General features: G+C 68.7%; 15 protein-coding genes. 7 read left to right on the plus strand and 8 right to left on the minus strand.

The window, feature by feature from the left end; all coding sequences use genetic code 11:
- Positions 1-1373 (minus strand): M28 family metallopeptidase (locus tag Mth01_RS30230; protein WP_204018652.1); only part of this gene is annotated, 1373 nt, incomplete at its 3' end.
- 616 nt (positions 1374-1989) lie between these two features.
- On the opposite strand from Mth01_RS30230, the gene Mth01_RS26340 reads away from it, so the two are divergent.
- The 5 genes from Mth01_RS26340 (at position 1990) to Mth01_RS26355 (ending at position 7317) form a co-directional block, all read left to right on the plus strand.
- Entirely contained in the window at positions 1990-3081 is a 1092-nt protein-coding gene (locus Mth01_RS26340) for a HesA/MoeB/ThiF family protein (RefSeq protein ID WP_204018653.1), read from the plus strand.
- A gap of 98 nt (positions 3082-3179) precedes the next feature.
- Positions 3180-3305, plus strand: a complete 126-nt coding sequence (locus tag Mth01_RS30235; RefSeq protein WP_275409036.1) for a hypothetical protein — start codon at positions 3180-3182, stop codon at positions 3303-3305.
- A 207-nt stretch (positions 3306-3512) separates the two neighbouring features.
- Positions 3513-4184: a DUF6879 family protein gene (locus Mth01_RS26345; RefSeq protein ID WP_204018654.1), complete on the plus strand. Its 672-nt coding sequence runs from the start codon at positions 3513-3515 to the stop codon at positions 4182-4184.
- Positions 4185-4221: 37 nt separating this feature from the next.
- Positions 4222-5490, plus strand: coding sequence for a hypothetical protein (locus tag Mth01_RS26350; protein ID WP_204018655.1), 1269 nt, complete (start codon positions 4222-4224; stop codon positions 5488-5490).
- A gap of 90 nt (positions 5491-5580) precedes the next feature.
- Positions 5581-7317, plus strand: a complete 1737-nt coding sequence (locus tag Mth01_RS26355) for an amidohydrolase (RefSeq protein ID WP_204018656.1) — start codon at positions 5581-5583, stop codon at positions 7315-7317.
- Positions 7318-7327: 10 nt separating this feature from the next.
- On the opposite strand, the gene Mth01_RS26360 is transcribed toward Mth01_RS26355, so the two are convergent.
- Positions 7328-8443 carry a CpXC domain-containing protein gene (locus tag Mth01_RS26360; RefSeq protein WP_204018657.1) on the minus strand — a complete coding sequence of 372 codons (1116 nt, stop codon included), beginning with the start codon at positions 8441-8443 and terminating at the stop codon, positions 7328-7330.
- A gap of 109 nt (positions 8444-8552) precedes the next feature.
- Positions 8553-9695 carry an SPFH domain-containing protein gene (locus Mth01_RS26365; protein ID WP_239090022.1) on the minus strand — a complete coding sequence of 381 codons (1143 nt, stop codon included), beginning with the start codon at positions 9693-9695 and terminating at the stop codon, positions 8553-8555.
- 222 nt (positions 9696-9917) lie between these two features.
- Here Mth01_RS26365 and Mth01_RS26370 point away from each other — a divergent pair, with 222 nt between their 5' ends.
- Positions 9918-11096 (plus strand): trypsin-like serine peptidase, encoded by a 1179-nt coding sequence (locus Mth01_RS26370; RefSeq protein ID WP_204018659.1) that lies wholly within the window; start codon positions 9918-9920, stop codon positions 11094-11096.
- A 256-nt stretch (positions 11097-11352) separates the two neighbouring features.
- Here the strand turns inward: Mth01_RS26370 and Mth01_RS26375 are convergent, their stop codons facing one another.
- Both Mth01_RS26375 and Mth01_RS26380 read right to left on the minus strand, forming a co-directional pair.
- Positions 11353-12024 (minus strand): DUF4276 family protein, encoded by a 672-nt coding sequence (locus Mth01_RS26375; protein WP_239090024.1) that lies wholly within the window; start codon positions 12022-12024, stop codon positions 11353-11355.
- 5 nt (positions 12025-12029) lie between these two features.
- On the minus strand, positions 12030-13133 hold the full coding sequence (locus tag Mth01_RS26380; protein ID WP_204018661.1) for an AAA family ATPase: 1104 nt from the start codon (positions 13131-13133) through the stop codon (positions 12030-12032).
- A gap of 434 nt (positions 13134-13567) precedes the next feature.
- On the opposite strand from Mth01_RS26380, the gene erm reads away from it, so the two are divergent.
- Entirely contained in the window at positions 13568-14284 is a 717-nt protein-coding gene (gene erm, locus Mth01_RS26385) for a 23S ribosomal RNA methyltransferase Erm (RefSeq protein WP_407695980.1), read from the plus strand.
- Positions 14285-14399: 115 nt separating this feature from the next.
- On the opposite strand, the gene Mth01_RS26390 is transcribed toward erm, so the two are convergent.
- The 3 genes from Mth01_RS26390 to Mth01_RS26400 all read right to left on the minus strand — a co-directional run bounded on the left by Mth01_RS26390 (position 14400) and on the right by Mth01_RS26400 (position 16661).
- The gene (locus Mth01_RS26390; protein ID WP_204018663.1) at positions 14400-14834 is read right to left on the minus strand and encodes a GNAT family N-acetyltransferase; all 435 of its coding nucleotides are present in this window, start codon (positions 14832-14834) and stop codon (positions 14400-14402) included.
- A gap of 69 nt (positions 14835-14903) precedes the next feature.
- Entirely contained in the window at positions 14904-15194 is a 291-nt protein-coding gene (locus Mth01_RS26395; protein ID WP_204018664.1) for a hypothetical protein, read from the minus strand.
- A gap of 24 nt (positions 15195-15218) precedes the next feature.
- The gene (locus tag Mth01_RS26400) at positions 15219-16661 is read right to left on the minus strand and encodes a serine/threonine-protein kinase (protein WP_204018665.1); all 1443 of its coding nucleotides are present in this window, start codon (positions 16659-16661) and stop codon (positions 15219-15221) included.
- Positions 16662-16688: the final 27 nt, after the last annotated feature.

Raw genomic sequence — 16688 nt, forward strand, 5'->3', positions numbered from 1 at the left:
GCGTATCCCTGGCAGGCGCCGCCGCCGGCGCCGGTGACGGTCAGGGCGAAGGTCGTCGTCCGGGTGGCGTCGGTGCCCCTGCCGGTGATGGTGACCTGGTAGGTGCCGGCGGGGGTGGCGGCTGTGGTGCCGATCGTCATGGTGGCGGAACCGCCGGCGGTGACCGAGGCGGGGGTGAACGTGGCGGTGGCTCCGCCGGGCAGGCCGCTGGCCGACAGCGCGACCGTCTGGGCGCTGCCCCTGGTCACCGTGGTCGACACGGTCGTGGTCAGCGAGCTGCCGGGGTCGGTCGAGCCCGTGGCAGGCGACACCGCCATCGAGAAGTCGTCGGTCTGCCGGCCGGAACCGGCCACCGTCCACACCGCGTAGGCGATGGCGTCGGCGTTGCGGTTCAGTGCGGTGTCATTGATGTTCGACATCGTGTCGCAGGAGCTGTGGTAGCACCGGTCGTACGCCTGGCCGGCCGTGCCGCCCCACATCTGCGCCTCGGCGCTGGTCTTGCGGCCCTCGGCGCCGGTGAAGGTGCCGCCGGCGGCGATGCCGTACCGGATGAACGGTCCGTAGTCGCTGCGGCCGTCGAAGTCCGTGCCGCGGGTGGGCACGTTGATCGAGGCGAAGTAGTCCTGGAGCACCCGCTCCAGGTAGTCGGAGCCCGCCGGGCCGGGGCCGGAACCGGTGCGGTCGGAGTCGTCGCCGTCGTAGATGAAGTAGCCCGGGTTGGGTGAGCCGATCATGTCGAAGTTGTAGTACGCCTTGATCTTCGACCGCTCGGTGCTGGGCAGGTTGGTCACGTAGTAGTTCGACCCGCGCAGGCCGAGCTCCTCGGCGCCCCACCAGCCGAACCGCAGATGCTTGCCCGGAGTGAAGCCGCTGCGGGCCACCTCCAACGCCACCTCGAGGATGCCGGCCGATCCGGAGCCGTTGTCGTTGATGCCGGGGCCTGCCGTCACGCTGTCCAGGTGCGCGCCGAGCATGAGCACGTCATTGGGGTCGCCGCCGGGCCAGTCGGCGATCACGTTGTATCCCGTGGCGCCGTTGTAGCTGAACGACTGCACCGTGGTGGTGAAGCCGGCCGCGTCGAGCTTCGCCTTGACGTAGTCGACCGACGCCCTGAATCCGGAGCGGCCGTGGGCGCGGTTGCCGCCGTTGGCGTTCGCGATCGACTGGAGTTGCTGCAGATGCCCCTTGACGTTGTCGAGCGAAATGTCCGGTACGGCATTCGCCGCGACCGCCTGTGACGTGGCGGGCAGTGCGCTCGCCGAGGCCGGAAGCCCGACCGTCATCGAGGCGGCCAGGGGCAGGGCCAGCGCCGCGGCGACACCGACCGGAGCGAACCTGCCGAGTCTGCCGAGTCTTCGGGGGGAACCTCTCATGTTCATCCTCGCTTGTTCGGACGATGCGGGGGGACCGCCGTGACCGTCGGGGGGCCGGCGGGACATCGACGCGAGACCTGCGCGAGCGCGGCCGGTGCGGCCGGGTGCGGTGGCGCGACGGCGGCGCGGTCGGCAGGAAGCGCATGGGTGGTACGGGTGGACGTTCGCAATCCGGACCCGTGCCGGTCAATGACTTCGGCGGACGTTCAAACTCTGTCGAATCCGGACAATCCGTGATCACCGTAGCGCATTGATATAACTACAGAGGGTGATATTTCGGTCGTCCGTACCCGGCCCTTGGCAAGGAAATCGACAAGACCCGGCCCCGGGTGAGCTCCTCACGCAGGTCCACACCCATCCCGGCTCGACCGGACTCGGCGACCAGTTCTCCCAGGTCCGCGAGGGTCGGCTGGAGCAGTTCGCCGACCGGGGCGCGCAGCACGCATCGCAAACCGGGCGTCTCCGTGCTGGGACAGTGCTGGGACAGTGCTGGGACAGTGCTGGGACTCGTCACCATCATCGCGGCGTCACGCGACGAGTCCTGACGTGTCCGACGGCGGCCCGTCCTTTCAATCCGGTCTTGACTTGTTCAGTCATGACAAATCATGATCAATTGGTGCGTCTTCCCCGGGTGAAGCTCGAGCACCGGCCCCACCGATACGACGACGGGACCATCCGCATCGGAGGCGAGGTCTACGGGATCGCGGCCGAGATCGAGGATCCGTACGGCTGGGTGTGGACGGCTCTGTCACTGATGGACGGCACCCGATCTCCCGGGCAGATCGCCGAGAGGCTGAGCGACGCCCACCCGAAGGTGCCCGACGCCGCCTCGATCGTCGAGCAACTGGTCGCGTCGGGGTACGTGGAGGACGTGGCCGCGATGCCGCCGGGCGAGCTGGAGGAGCGGGAGCTCGACCGCTACAGCAGGAACCACGCGTTCTTCCGCGCCGTCGACCTCGCGCCCCGGGGCCACGGCTGGGAGGCGCAGCTCCGGCTGAAAACGGCGCGGGTCGTGGTGCTGGGGCTGGGCGGCACGGGCAGCCACGCGGCGTGGGCGCTGGCGGCCGCCGGCGTCGGCGCCATCCACTGCGTGGACCCGGATCTGGTCGAGCTCTCCAACCTCAACCGGCAGATCCTCTACTGCGAGGACGACGTGGGACGTCCCAAGGCGGACGCGGCCGTCGCCCGGCTCCGGACCGTCAACTCCGACATCACCGTCACCGGTGAGCGGCTGCGGATCTCCAGCCGCGAAGACCTCGGCGATCTGATCACGGGCTGTGACGCGCTCGCGCTGTGCGCCGACCGGCCGGATGGGCACCGCATCAGGGTCTGGGCGAACCGGGCATGCGCCGCGGCCGGCATTCCATGGGCGGGCGGAGGGTACAACGGTCCTCTGGTCACGGTGGGCATGTTCGCCCCGGGTGTGGGCACGTGCTACGAGTGCCTGAGCGCGGGGGAGGAGGCCAGACGCCGTCCCAGGACCCCGGTGGACCTCGGCGGGCCGGGGGCGATCGCGACGTCGGCCGGTCTTTCCGGCCAGCTCGTCGCGCATGCGGTGCTCGGATTGCTCACCGGGGTTCCCCTGCCGCCGGTCGGCACCATCCAGGGAGTCAACCTGGTCGCCCCCGACCATCATGTGTGGGTCCGGCACCCGCCCCGCCCCGACTGTCCGATCTGCGGGAGCCGCACCGAACTCGATCTCCCATGACTATTCGCTATAGATCTTGACTGGTGCGGTAAACCAGCCAAGCATGGAGGTGTTCTCGCGAGAACATCCTTGTCCCTCCCCTGCACGGAAGGAACCGGATGAGTCAGCACGAGCGCAGGGTCGAGCAGGTGGAAACGGCGACCCCGCCCGCGAAGATGAAGATCATAATTCGTCGGCTCGACAAGATCGAGACGACGACGGACAGCAACAGCACCGGCAACTGACTCGACTGCGAGGAGCGGCGGCGTGCGGGCGCGACCCGCTCGGCAGGCCCGCACGCCGCAGGCGAGGGGCGGTACGCGCAGGCGGAACACGTATCCATGCCGCGCTCTCCGGTGTCCTGCTTTCCGGTGTCTCGCACTCCGGTGCACCGCGAGCCGAAGCCGGGACCCGCGCCTCGGGACCAGAGGAACTAATGCGTGGAGGGAGCAATGGAGTTTTCTCTGAACGTCTTCGAAAGGGTGCGGGATGCCGAGGGGCGGATCCTGCCGGTCGACGCCTATCAGGCCGAGTTCGCCGACGACTTGGAGCGCGCCACCGCCACGGTGTGGAAACTCGAGCGAGCCCAGGATTTCTACGAGCCGGATGTGGCGAGCTGGCGCGCGATGATGGCCGGGCAATGGGAGGACTCGCTCGCCCTGCTCCAGGAGATGGGGCCGACTCTGACCGAGTTCTACCGCATCCGGCCTGATTTCTGCCGGGTCCGGATCGTGGAGCGGCCGCTCACGCCGTACCTGCAGTGGGAGATGCACGCCCTGGCGGTCCGCGCGGCCGCGGGCGAACGTCCCCGGGTGCTCGCCGCGGCGGCCGTACGGGAGTTCGAGCACATCGCACCGCTGCCGGAACTCGTCGTGTTCGGCCCGTCGCTCCTGTATGAGGTGCTCTACGACGACAGCGGCGGCCACGTCGGCGGCCGGCGGGTCACCGATCCCGACGTGATCGTTCCCTGCCTCGACGCGATGCGGGAACTGTACGACCGGGGAGAGGACCTGTTGCCCTACTTCGACCGGGAGGTCGTCCCGCTGCCGCCGCCGTCGGTCTCCCGTCGAATGCGAGAGCTTCTGCCCGACCACTCCCACCACACCGGGACCTTCCGCCCCTGAGCGCAGGGGGGGACAGTGGGCACATCTGGAGGCCGATGTGAGCCATGACCCCGGGCGGGCGTCGGCCGGGACCCCGGTGTCCGTTGGAACGACCGTGCGCCTGCGCGAGCTGGGCTTCCGGCAGGACGGACAGGAGTGGATCGTCGGCCGGGTGGACGGAGACGAGTTCGTCGCCGTGCCGTACGAGGGCATGCGGGCCATCCGGCTGCTCCTGGAGGGGGCCACGGTCGAGGAGGCCGAACGGCGACTGCACGCCGAGACCGGCGCCGAGTTCGACATCCACGACTTCGTGCGGACACTCGGCGAGCTCGGCATGGTGGACACCGCCGGAGGGCGACCCGTGCCCGGCGGTCCGGCGCGGGTCCCGTCCTTCTCCCGGCTGCGCGCCCGGCATGTGCGGTGGACGCTGAACCCGCTGCTCCACCTGGCCGTCGGCCTCGTGATCGCGGCCGGGATCGTGGCCGGGATCGCGGTGGCCGCGCTGCGGCCGGAGAACGTGCCGGGCTGGCGCGATCTGCTGTGGAGCGAGCACGGCACGCTCGTCCTCGTCTCGCAGGTCGCCGTCGGCTGGACGCTGATCTTCCTGCACGAGTTGGCCCACCTGACGACCGCCAGGGCCGTCGGCGTGCCGGGCAGGATCCGGCTCGGCACCCGGCTGCAGTTTCTGGCCGTCCAGACCGAGGTGTCCGGTGTGTGGCTGGCGGAGCGGCGGATCCGCCTGACGGTCTATCTCGCCGGCATGGCGACGGACGCGGCGGCCTGCTCGGCGGCGCTCATCCTGACCGCCGTCGTGGGGCCTCACCCGGCGCTGTCGCTCATCGTGCTGACCTCGCTCACCATGCTCGCCACCCAGTTCCTGGTGTTCATGCGGACCGATGTCTACTTCCTGCTCCAGGACCTGATGGGTTGCCGCAACATGTACGGCGACGCCTCCGCGTACTTCCGGCACCTGGCGCTGCGGATGCTCGGCCGTCCCTCCCGCGACCCGCTCGCCGGGCTGCCGAGCCGGGAGCGCCGCAATCTTCGGGTCTACACCGTGCTGCTGGTGGTGGGTACGGCGATCTGCCTGGGGGTGGCCTTCACGGTGACGTTGCCGGTGACGCTGGCCCTGCTCTCCCGGGCGGTGGCCGGACTTCTCTCCCCCTCTGACCCGCTCGCCGTGCTGGACGCCGTCGCCGTGGTCCTGGCCGTCGTCGTGATCCAGGTGCTCTGGGCGCGGGCATGGTGGCGCAGGCACGGTCCCCGCGTACGGCGCGTGTTGAGCCGCCGACCGATGCCGGCGACCGATGCCGCCGAATCACGGTGACGTCCTGAGGCGTTGACCGGAGTCGTTTGGGCCCATACAGTCGTCTCCGGACCAGCACCTTTCCCGCCGAACACCTGGAGACTCACGGCGATGACCGGCCCCGCGGATCTGCTTTTCGTCAACGGCGACGTCCTGACCGTCGACGCGGAATTCTCCGTCGCGCAGGCGGTGGCCGTACGCGAGGGGCGCATCCTCGCGGTCGGGGAGACCGCCGAGATCGAGGCGCTGGCCGGGCCGCACACGCGGGTCATCGATCTCGCGGGCCGCACCCTCCTGCCCGGCATCAACGACTCGCACCTGCACGCGGCCGCGTGGGGCCTGACCCGGCCGCCGTTCGCGCTCGCCGTGGGCCACCCCGCGGTGCGCTCGATCGCGGACATCGCCGAGTCGGTACGGCAGGCCGCCGCCACCACCCCCGCCGGTGAATGGATCACCGGCCTCGGCTGGGACCTCGGCTACCTGGCCGAATGCCTCGACGACTCCGGCCGCCGCCCGCACCGCCGCGACCTGGACGCCGTCTCACCAGATCACCCGGTCGGTCTGACCGACTTCTCCGGACACATGCTCTGGGTCAACTCCAAGGCGCTGGAGATCGCCGGCATCACCCGCGACACCTCACCTCCTCCCGGCGGCGTCATCGACGTCGACGCGGCCGGAGAGCCCACCGGCCTGCTCCGGGAGGGTGCGATGTCCCTGGTGCAGCGGCATCTCCCGCCCGCGACCGTGGAACTGCGCAAGCAGGCCATCCGGTCGGCGGTGGCGGCGCTGCACGCCGAGGGCATCACCAGCTACACCGAGCCGGGCCTCGGCCCCGGCGGCGTCGAGATTCTCGGCGGCGGGCTCAGCACCGAGTCCCTGGAGGCGTACGTCGAGCTGGCCCGGGCCGGAGAACTGGACGCCCGGGTCCGCGTGCTGCTGCTGCCCGCCCCCATGGGCGGCTCGGCGGCCGACGTGACCGCAGGACTGCGCGACCTCGCCGCCATCCCGTCCGAGGTCGACCCGGAGCTGCTCGCGGTGATCGGCGTCAAAATCTTCGCGGACGGTGTGCCGCCCAACGAGACCGCCTGGATGCACGAGGCGTACGGCGCGGCCGGCGGCCACGGTTCCCTGTGCGTGCACGGCGCCGACGCGGCGCTGCAGCAGGCCGAGCTGACCGAGATGGTCCGCATCGCGCACGCCGCCGGCTACCAGGTCGGCGTGCACGCCACCGGAGACCGGACGATCGACGCGGTCACCGACGCCTTCATCACCGCGAACAGGGCGCACCCCCGGCCGGACGCCCGGCATTACCTGATCCACGCGGACTTCACCTCCGAGGAGACCCTCGCCAAGCTGGCCGAGCACGGGTATTCGGTGAACATGCAACCGGCCATCAAGTGGACCATCGCCGACCTGATGGACGAGGTCGTCGGCAAGGAACGCTCGGACTACCAGTGGCCGGTCCGCTCCGCAGCCGAGGCCGGGCTCGCGGTCTGCGCCAGCTCCGACGCCCCCATCACCGAGCCCAACTGGCGGCAGGGCGTCGCCGCGATGCTGCTGCGCGAGTCACGGGCCACCGGCCGGCCCAGCGGCCCCGAGCAGTGCGTCGACCTGGCCACCGCCATCCGCGCCTACACGATCAACGCCGCCCGCCAGGACTTCGCGGAGTCCTGGAAGGGCAGCATCGAGGTGGGGAAGGTCGCCGACCTGTGCGTCCTCGGTGGTGACCTGCGCGCGATCGACCCCCATGACATCCCCACCCTGCCGATCGACCTCACCGTACTCGGCGGCGAGATCGTCTTCGACCGCCAGACCGCGGTCCGGAACGTCGCAGGTGGCGGGACCTGAAACGTGGCAGTCACCCGCCGGACTGGGCCTTGAGGATGATGACGGCGATGATCGCGATGACGGCCAGGGCCGCGAGCACGGCAGCGGTGATCTTTATGGCGCTGTACGGTCGCTGCCCGATCACCTCGCCGGTGTGCGCGTTCACCATCACCTGCAACGTCTTGCCGCCGTGCAGGTAGGTGAGGAACCACACCGGGAGCAGCACCAGCTTGAAGGTGAGATCGAAATACCGGGTGTCGACCCAGCTGACCCGCTGCTCGTCCCCGCCGATGTCATGGCGGCAGTCGTCCTCGATGACCTCGGCCATCTTCTGCTTGGCCAGCTCGAGACCGCTCTCCGGCTCGATGTCGTAACGCACGGTCTGGAAACCCGCCAGATACTCCTCCTGGTACGGGATCACCCGTTCCAGCGGCCATGGGGTGAGCTTGTCCAGCTGCCTGGCGGCCACCCGGCTGGTCCCGGCGACGAGCACGTCGTCGAAGAACCGCGAGACCGTTCCGGAGGCGTGCCGCCAGCGGGTCTTGCGCACCTGGCGGGTCTCGGTCCGGGTCTGGCCGTTCTCGGTGACCGTGTAGGTCTCGGTCTCCCAGTAGTAGTCGCCCCGCTGGCCCGTGTAGTCGGAGACCGTGTCGGCGTCGTAGGTCCAGTACGGCAGGTAGCTCCCCTTGAAGGTCTCCGCCTCGGTCACCTTCTTCAGGCTTGAGGGGGCGAACCATCGGGAGGACGTCCACCTGCGCAGCGCGTCACGGGCGCCGTTCCGGTCGATGCCGAACGGCACCATCGCCTCGGGCACGATCCGCTCGGTGGCGCCCGCCTCGGCGACCAGCGGCGTGCCGCAGAACTGGCACTTCTCGGACAGTGTGTCGCTCTCGGTGCGTGCGTGGCAGCCCGGACAGACGAACACGTGCAGCGTGCCGGCCAGCCGGCGCGGCTTGATCGGCAACTGGGCCAGCTCGGCGTAGTCGTGCTCCCGCACCTCCCGCCCGGCGTGGGCGATCGGCTGCTCGTGCCGACAGTACGGACAGCGCATCATCCGCGTGCCGGGGGCGTACTCAAGGGTGGCGCCGCACGCCTGGCAGGGATAGGAGCGGGCGGGCGCCGCGCCGGCGATGTTCGGATCGGACACGGTCGATACTCCGGAGGTGCACAGGGGGAATTGGGGGAGATTGCGGGGGAACCCGGGGAACTGCCGGGGGAAGAGATGCGCGGCGCTCGTCACGCCGGGGTGGCGTTTCCTACGCCTGCGGGGGCAGCGGCGGCGGGACGCTGGCCAGCGCCTGGGTCAGTTCGGGGACCTGGTCGGCCGGGAGCCAGGCGGACATGCCCGCCCGCCAGACCAGGCTCGCGCGGGTCAGCACGCCCGTGCCCACGAGACCCGGCAGCGCCGAGGGCTCGTACGGCCCATGCTGCGTGCCGTTGACGGCGACGTACCACTGCGTCTGCTGCTGCGCCGGGAGCGGCGGCGGCCCGCCGACCGGGGCGGCAGGGGAGGCCGGGGCGGCGTGCGCCGGTCGGGGCTGCGGGGCGAGTCCGTCCGCCAACTGCCGGCCGACCAACTGCTGGCCGATGGCCATTCCCATGCCCAGGCCGATTCCCTCGCCCGCGCCGCCGGGGTTGCGGGCGGCGTCGCCGATCGCGTTCGCGGTCTGGAACCGGGTGTACTGGTCGAGATCGCCGGCGATCGCCATCCGGGCACGCGTGTCGATCGCCGCCTCGACCTCCGGCGGCAGGGAGATGTTCTCGATGATGAACGTGGGCACCGAGACGCCGACCGGGGCCAGTTCGTGGGTGAGGACGCCCGCCAGCCGGGTGCCCAGCGCGTCCTGATGGGTCGCCAGGTCGAGCACGGGGATGTTCGCCGTGGCCAGCGCGTTCGCCAGCCGGCCCACGATCATCTGCCGCAGGTACTCCCGCACCTCCTCGGTCCGGAACCGCGGGTCGGTCCCCGCCAGCTCGCGCAGCAGCCCGGCGGGATCGACGATCTGCACGGCGAACCCGCCGAACGCCCGCAGCCGCACCATGCCGAACTCCGGGTCCCGGAGGGTGATCGGGTGCTGGGTGCCCCATTTCAGGTCGGTGAACTGGCGGGTGTTGACGAAATAGACCTCGGCCTTGAACGGCGAGTGGAAGCCGTACTTCCAGCCCTTCAACGTCGAAAGGATCGGCAGATTCTGCGTCTCGAGGACGTACGTCCCCGGGACGAAGACATCGGCTATGCGGCCCTCGTTGACGAAGACGGCCGTCTGAGATTCCCGGACCACCAGCCGGGCGCCCATCTTGATTTCGTTCTCATATCGCGGGAAGCGCCAGACGATGGTGTCCCTGCTGTCGTCCGTCCACTCGACGATGTCGATGAACTCACCGCGGATGCGGTCCATCAAGCCCACGTTTTCCCGCCGTCCTGCCGTCGCCGGGCGTCCCGCCTCCGGCGTTTCGCGCCGAGCGTTCCCGCAGCCCGGCATGGCCGACGATAACAAGCCCGGCAAACCGCCACCAGCCCTGCCCTTGTGCATGGGCGCGGGTCGGTGGCTTGTAAGTGTGCTGCAACCGTGGCGGCTTATCTTCACCGCGCACACCCTCTCTCCGTTGAAGGAGCTCCCATGCAGTCCCGAGTCAAGCGTCTGGCCATCCCGGCCGGCGGCTTAGCCGCCGTCGGCCTCGTCGGCGGGATACTCGCCGCCACCCCCGCCCAGGCCCGTGGCGACGTCGCCTCCGACCCGCTGGCCGCCAGCGGGATCGCCGCCAAGAACGTCATCGCCTACTGGCTGAACGAGAAGGCGGCCAACCTCATCAACGCCACGCCGTACGAGACGCTGGTCGTCGCCAAGCACGTGTCCAAGGGCGGGCCGTCCGCCGACAGCAGGCCCGGCACCGTGCCGGCCATCGGCGACGAGAAGAAGTCCGGCGGCACGTCGAAGAACGTCAACCTGCCCAGGACCACGGGCAAGGTGTTCTTCCGCGGCGCCGACGGCAGGCCGCACTGGTGCTCGGCCACCTCGGTCCAGTCGAAGTACCGCAACCTGGTCGCCACGGCCGGCCACTGCGTGTACGACACCGAGAGCAACAAGGCGACCCTGTCTCGCTGGGTGTTCATCCCCGGCTACTACCAGGGCAAGGCGCCGTGGGGCATCTACGTCGGCAAGCAGGCCTTCACCCACTACGACTTCGACGTCTACGAGGACGGCGACCGCGACTACGCGTTCGTCACCGTCTACAACGGCCTCAAGGCCGGCTCCGGGAACTGGCTGAACAAGGCCGAATGGGACTGGAAGCAGGTCAACAGGGCGACGTACAACAAGTACGCCCCGTACATCCGCAAGATCAAGCACGGGAAGTACTACATCGTCAAGTTCACCGACGCCGGCCGTCTGGGCGACAACGTCGGCGGCCAGGGCCTGGCCTACAACCAGAAGCTCGGCAAGAAGGTCTTCGTGTTCGGCTACCCGAGCGGGTCGCACCCGGACGGCAACTACGCCTACTCCGGCCAGACGGTCAAGTGGTGCTACGGCAAGACCTTCGGCGCCAAGGCGCCCAAGGTGAAGGCCGAGGAGCTCGTCGGGATCAAGTGCACCTTCACCGGTGAGGGCTCCTCGGGCTCGGCGTGGCTCCTCAACTACAAGAGCGCCCGCCGGCTCGGCTACCTCAACGGTGTGACCAGCGGCGTCTCCGACACCGACGGCAACGACCGGATCGACACCAGCGTCTCGCCGTACTTCGACGGCGAGACCTACGGCGTCTACAAGTCGGCGGCGAACCACTGGTCCGGCAGCATCGCCTGACCCGGCGGCGGCTCGCCGTGCTCCGCCCGGAACCGCACCCGCGGCCTGAGCCTGCCGGCCCGGCCGCGGGTCTTCGGCCGACCGGGGCAGCCCCGACCTCACCCATCTCAAGGCCGAACCATGGGCCTCTGCCACCAAATCGGTGCAGATCTCACTCACGCACCTGATCGCCCGCCGTGGCACATCGTAAGGTTCCGGCCTGGTCACCCATTAATGTGGCGCATCATGAGCACATCGACGCGGGCATCTGGAACGGTCACAGTTGTTTCGTGAGAATGGTGCTGACCGCTGTGAACCAAGCGTCGGCATGAGGGCAGGATTTTCTGATGGCCTCGATGCCGACCTCGGCTATGACGAGTGGTCCGTCAGAGGTCTTGCGGTAACGCGGGTAGAGGCGCAGGAGCCGTTTGGAGGGGGAGGTTTCGGCCCCGTCGTTGACGAGTTCGGCACCCAGAGCTTCAGTCACGATCGCTTGGGCGGCGTAGGCCAACACGGCATCGCCGGTGAGCTCGCCGAGGGCTTCGTGGCCGAGGAGTACCCATGCCTCGATCTCGTGGAGGACAAGGTGGGGAAGAAAGCGAGGATCGTCGATGGCTTCGGCCATTGCACGTTCGACATAAGCCACCCGATCATACGGCGAGCTGGACGGACGGGTCGCCATTCCCGGGACATCGGCAGGAAGCCCGTAGTAGTCCAGCAGCGTTGTCAGCACAGTGATGGAGGAGTCGCGTAGGAGAAGACGGATCTCTGAAGCGAGCTTTCCCCAGTTGGACAGTCCTCCCTTGAAGTATGTGCCGCCTGCGGGACGCTTAGTGGTGAAGATAGATCTTGTAACGAAGACGTCGGTGCTCTCGAAGTAGGGCTCGATGATCTCCCTGACGACCGTTTCCTCGGTCTGGCCCTCACACAAGTTGTGTAGTCGGCGCATTCCGATCACCGGGACTCGGCCTGTGGTCTGCCGCCGAGCAGGTTCTTCTCCCACAGTTCGCCCAGCGAGTAGTCCGCCAGCCAGTCCCGTAGCTGCTCCGCATCCGGACGGTCGAAGACCGATTCTCCGTCGGCACGTTCGACGATGATGAGATCGTCGAGTTCGAACTGGTTCATCAGCGTCACCGACTGGGTGGCGATGAGAACCTGGCTGTCCCGGCTGGCGGCACGCAGCATGTCGGCCAGCTGCACGATGGCATACGGATGCAGGCCGAGTTCCGGCTCGTCCAGCACGACGAGGTTGGGCAGGTCGGGAAGGCTCAGCAAGGTGGTCAAGCAGATGAACCGCAGAGTCCCGTCCGACAGCGCGTCGGCGGGGAAGACCACGTCGGAGCCTTCCTGCCGCCAGCGCAGCCGCAACCGGCCACTCTCCTCGACGAGCACAAAGTCCCGGAAGAACGGGGCGACCTGCTGGATGGTGCGCACGATCCGCCGGTAGGAGGAGATGTCGGTCTGCTGCAGACGGAGCAGGACGGCGGCCAGGTTCCCGGCATCTGGGTGGAGCGCGATGTTGTCGGAGGTATATCCCGTCTGCTTGACGGGGGCGTTCGAGCTGGTGTCATGGAAGTGGAAGACCCGGCAACCGCGCAGCATGTCCACCACGTGTCCGGCGACGGATGACCAGCTGCGTTGGCCGATTTCATCCAGCAGGCGGGTCTCCCGGTGTCCCCGCCCCAGCGAGGCGTCGAACGATCTGGCATGGCCTTCGCCGTGGAACCGGATGACCTCCTCGCCGAAGATCAGCTCGTCCCTGGCGGCGGGGATGAGCGTCGCCTCGTACTCGTTCGGCGTGAAGTCCAGCCGCAAGGCTATCCGTGCGTCACCTTTGGAGCCGTTGTGGAGCAGAGCGGAGGCGCCGCCGGCCTGGCCCACGAAAAGGTTGAGTTCTCCGTCGACGATACGGCCGAGCATGGCGAGGGCGGAGATGAAGTTGCTCTTGCCCGCACCGTTGGCGCCGACCAGAACGTTGAGATCACGCAACTCGACGCAGGCCGAGCGAATCGAGGTGTATCCCTCGACTGTGATCGACTGCAGTCTGCGGCGTGCCATGAGGCCAGCTTAGATTGATCCATACCCCTGGGATCACGGGAACCGTTGAGGACCTGCGGTTCGGCGACACCCATCCTGAGATGAGGACATCAGACGCCGAGGCCTCCGGCAGCGCGTATGCGGTGCGGTCGTGGCCTTCCGTGATCTCGGCGGGAAAATGGGTCGCGACCTCGGCTGATCATCCATAGCCTGACCACATGCACTGTATGTACTTCATTCGTCTGCGCAGCAGCCGGGCTCTGGCTCGCTAGCTTCGCAGGACGCGAGCCCAGGGCCCATCGAGATTCCATCCATCTCGAGGACCCGAAGGGGCTTTTGCTGTGGCGCAGAACTTCGCGCACGGAAACTATTCGCACACTCAGAAGAAGGTCAGGAACAACGACGGGGGTCGCACGCCCAGAGATCGGGCGCGGCGTGAGCTTTCGCAGAACTTCCTGGTGGACCGGCACGCCGTAGAGACGCTGGTCAAAGCGGCACGACCGAGTGGTCTCGTGCTCGAGCCGGGCGCCGGTGAGGGAATGCTCACGATGGCGCTGGTCCAGGCGGGCGCCGAGGTCGTGGGCTATGAGATCGACCCTCTTCTGGTGGCCAAACTCAGGGCCACGACGGCCAAGACGGCCGAGACCAAACTGAAGATCGTCAAGGGTGACTTCACCAGGATGCGACCGCCGAGCACACCGTTCGCGGTGGTGGGCAACATCCCGTACTCGATCACCTCGCAGATCGTGGACTGGTGCCTGGGGGCGCCGTGGCTGACGTCCGCCACACTGGTCACCCAGTTGGAGTACGCCCGCAAGCGCAGCGGCGACTTCGGCAGGTGGAGCCTGGTGACGGTGAAGAGCTGGCCGTGGTTCCACTGGGAGTTGCTCGGCAGGATCGGCAGGGAGAGCTTCAGGCCCATCCCTTCCGTCGACTCGGCGATCCTGCGGATCGAGCGCCGTCCCGAGCCACTGGTCGCCGATGGCGGCGCCTGGCAGGACCTGGTCCAGCTGGGGTTCTCCGGCGTCGGCGGCTCGCTGTACGCCTCGCTCAGTCGGCGGTACGACGGCGTGGACGCGGCATTCGACCGGGCGGGCGTCGCTCGTGACGAGGTGGTGGCGTTCGTCCATCCCGACCAATGGGTGGCGCTCTTCGCCTCCCTGCATCGCTGAGACGGCCGGCGACGCGCTCACCGGCTGACCGCTGCCCAAGGCGGTGGTCGGCCGGTGAACGTCGGACCCTCGCTGATGGGCGCCATCCCGAAGTCGGAACGCCCCGCCGGAGGCTTCAAACGGCCAGTCGTTTGAACAGGTGCACGTCTTCGTGGCCGCCGGGAATGCCGAGCATCCGGCCGGTTTCAACGTAACCGTGCCGCTGGTAGAAGCCGGGGGCCTGAAAGGTGAAGGACGAGACGGCGATTCGGTCACAACCTCGTCGTACGGCTTCCGCCTCGGCGGCTTGGAGGATCTTGCTGCCCCATCCGTGCCCGCGGCTGTCCTCGCGGATCCAGAGCAGCGAAATGCCGCAGAGTCCGCCCCAGGTCCAGGCGGTCAATCCGCCGACCAGCTCACCGTCCTCGTCGGTGACCTTGACGGAGAAAGAGTCGCCGTGGGCCGTACCGGTGGCGGCTTCGTTGAACGCGGTCAGCGCCTCGTCAAGTTTCTCGCTCAACTCGGGGTCGCGGTCACCGACGGTCAGGATCGCGGCGGAGTCTGCTGTCACGCTGGTGGAGTATTTCACCGGCGTCGCGTTCAGGCGATCGGTTTTCGTGTGGCCTCAGCTGCCGCGGCTTCACCTGCCGTTCTGAGGGGGTGTGCTTCGAAGCCTCTCGACCAGCGGCCACGCTGGACTGTCCGTCTGATCGAACGTGTCGGCATCGATGACCTGGTCTTTTTCGATGACGGTCATGTTCGACGCCCCGCCACCACCGGTCGGCTCGATGACTGATCTGTCTTTCTCCAGGTCGTCGCCGTCAACCGGATGGGCTCCGGCTACGAGAGTCAAAGCAATGCCGGAAACGGCCACCGGCCAGTAGCGCCATGCCCGTCCGGTCCTGAACCGCTGCGGGTTTCCCTTGATCACTCGTCTCCTCCGGTACGTAGTGCGTCAGGCCGCCTCGGTGGGCTTGAGGGTGAAGGCGTGGATGCCCTGGTTGGTCCCGACCATCGACACCTCGAAATTTCCCTGGACCCGATAGAACCCGTTGGTATACAGCAGGCCCACCGGCGCCGGCTGCTCTCCCAGGATGGTGACCTGGACGCCCACGCATTTCGCGGAGGTCGGCTGCTCACCCGGGTTCAGCTTTTCGCGGCATCGCGGCCAGAAGGTGAACAGCGCCTTGTCGTTCTCACCGAACGAGTCGAAGTCCTCGCCGTCGCCGGCGTAAGGGGTGATCTCCGCATCGAGCGGAGCGAAGATGAGGACCTTCTTGCCCACGTTGGCCGCCAGGAAATCCATCAGCCGCTCTCCCGCCTGCCCGTTGTCGATGGTCTCCTGATAGGACGGCCGGGACGGAGCGGCCACGGGCGAAGGCGAGGGCCGCGGTGGATCGCTCTTCTCGCCGAGTTGCCGGACGAGCAGTGCTCCGGTGACGAGTACGGCCACGGCCGCCACGCTCGCGCCGATGGCCAGCGCCCGTCTCCTCCCGGGGCGTACCGGCTCGGTGTCGGGTCCGGCGATGCCGGGTCCGGCTGCGGTGCCGTACCCGGGTGCCGGGACGGGCCGGACGGCGGCCGGGTCCATCGCGAAGTCGGCGGGCCGGCCCGCCAGGGCACGCATCAGGGTGCCGGCGTCGGGGCGGACCTCCGCCCGTGGTGCGAGCGCCGCGGTCAGGAGCGGGCGGAGCTCGCCGGGGACGCCGTCCAGATCCGCCGCACCCCGGTAGGCGCGGAGCGCGACCGCCTGCATGCCACCGGTGCCGAAGGCCGGCCTTCCGGTCGCCGCGTACGCGACCGTCGCCCCCCAGGCGAAGACGTCGGCGGGCGGGCCGGCCACCGCCCCCTCCAGCACCTCGGGTGGGACGTAGCCGACCGTGCCGATCGCTCCGCCGTCGTGGGTGAGCCGGGTCGCGTCCTGTTCCTGGGCGATCCCGAAGTCGATGACCACCGGTTCACCGCCGACCACCATGACGTTGGACGGCTTGAGGTCGCGATGGACGTGACCGGCGCCGTGGATCGCCACCAGGGCCTCGGCGATGCCGTACGCCATCCGCAGCAGGGCGTCCCCGCCGAGCGGGCCCTCCGCCTCGACGTGGTCGCGGAGCGTACGGCCCTGCACGTAGCGGGTGACGATGTACGGCGGGTCGGCCTCCAGATCGGCGTCGACCAGTTCGGCGACCCGGGCACTGCGGATCTTCCGCATCACCTCGACCTCGCGCCTGAGCCGTTCCCGCATGCCGCTCTCATGGGCGATGCCGGGATGGAGCTGCTTGACCGCGACGGTCCGCCCCTCGGGATCGAGGGCGAGGAAGACCCGGCCCATGCCGCCGGTCGCGAGATGCGACTGGGGACGGTACTCGCCGATGTTCTCCGGCAGTTCCTCACGACGCACTTTCCGCGCTCCCATTCCGCGTTCCCG

The organism is Sphaerimonospora thailandensis (assembly GCF_016863115.1).
Lineage (GTDB): Bacteria > Actinomycetota > Actinomycetes > Streptosporangiales > Streptosporangiaceae > Sphaerimonospora > Sphaerimonospora cavernae.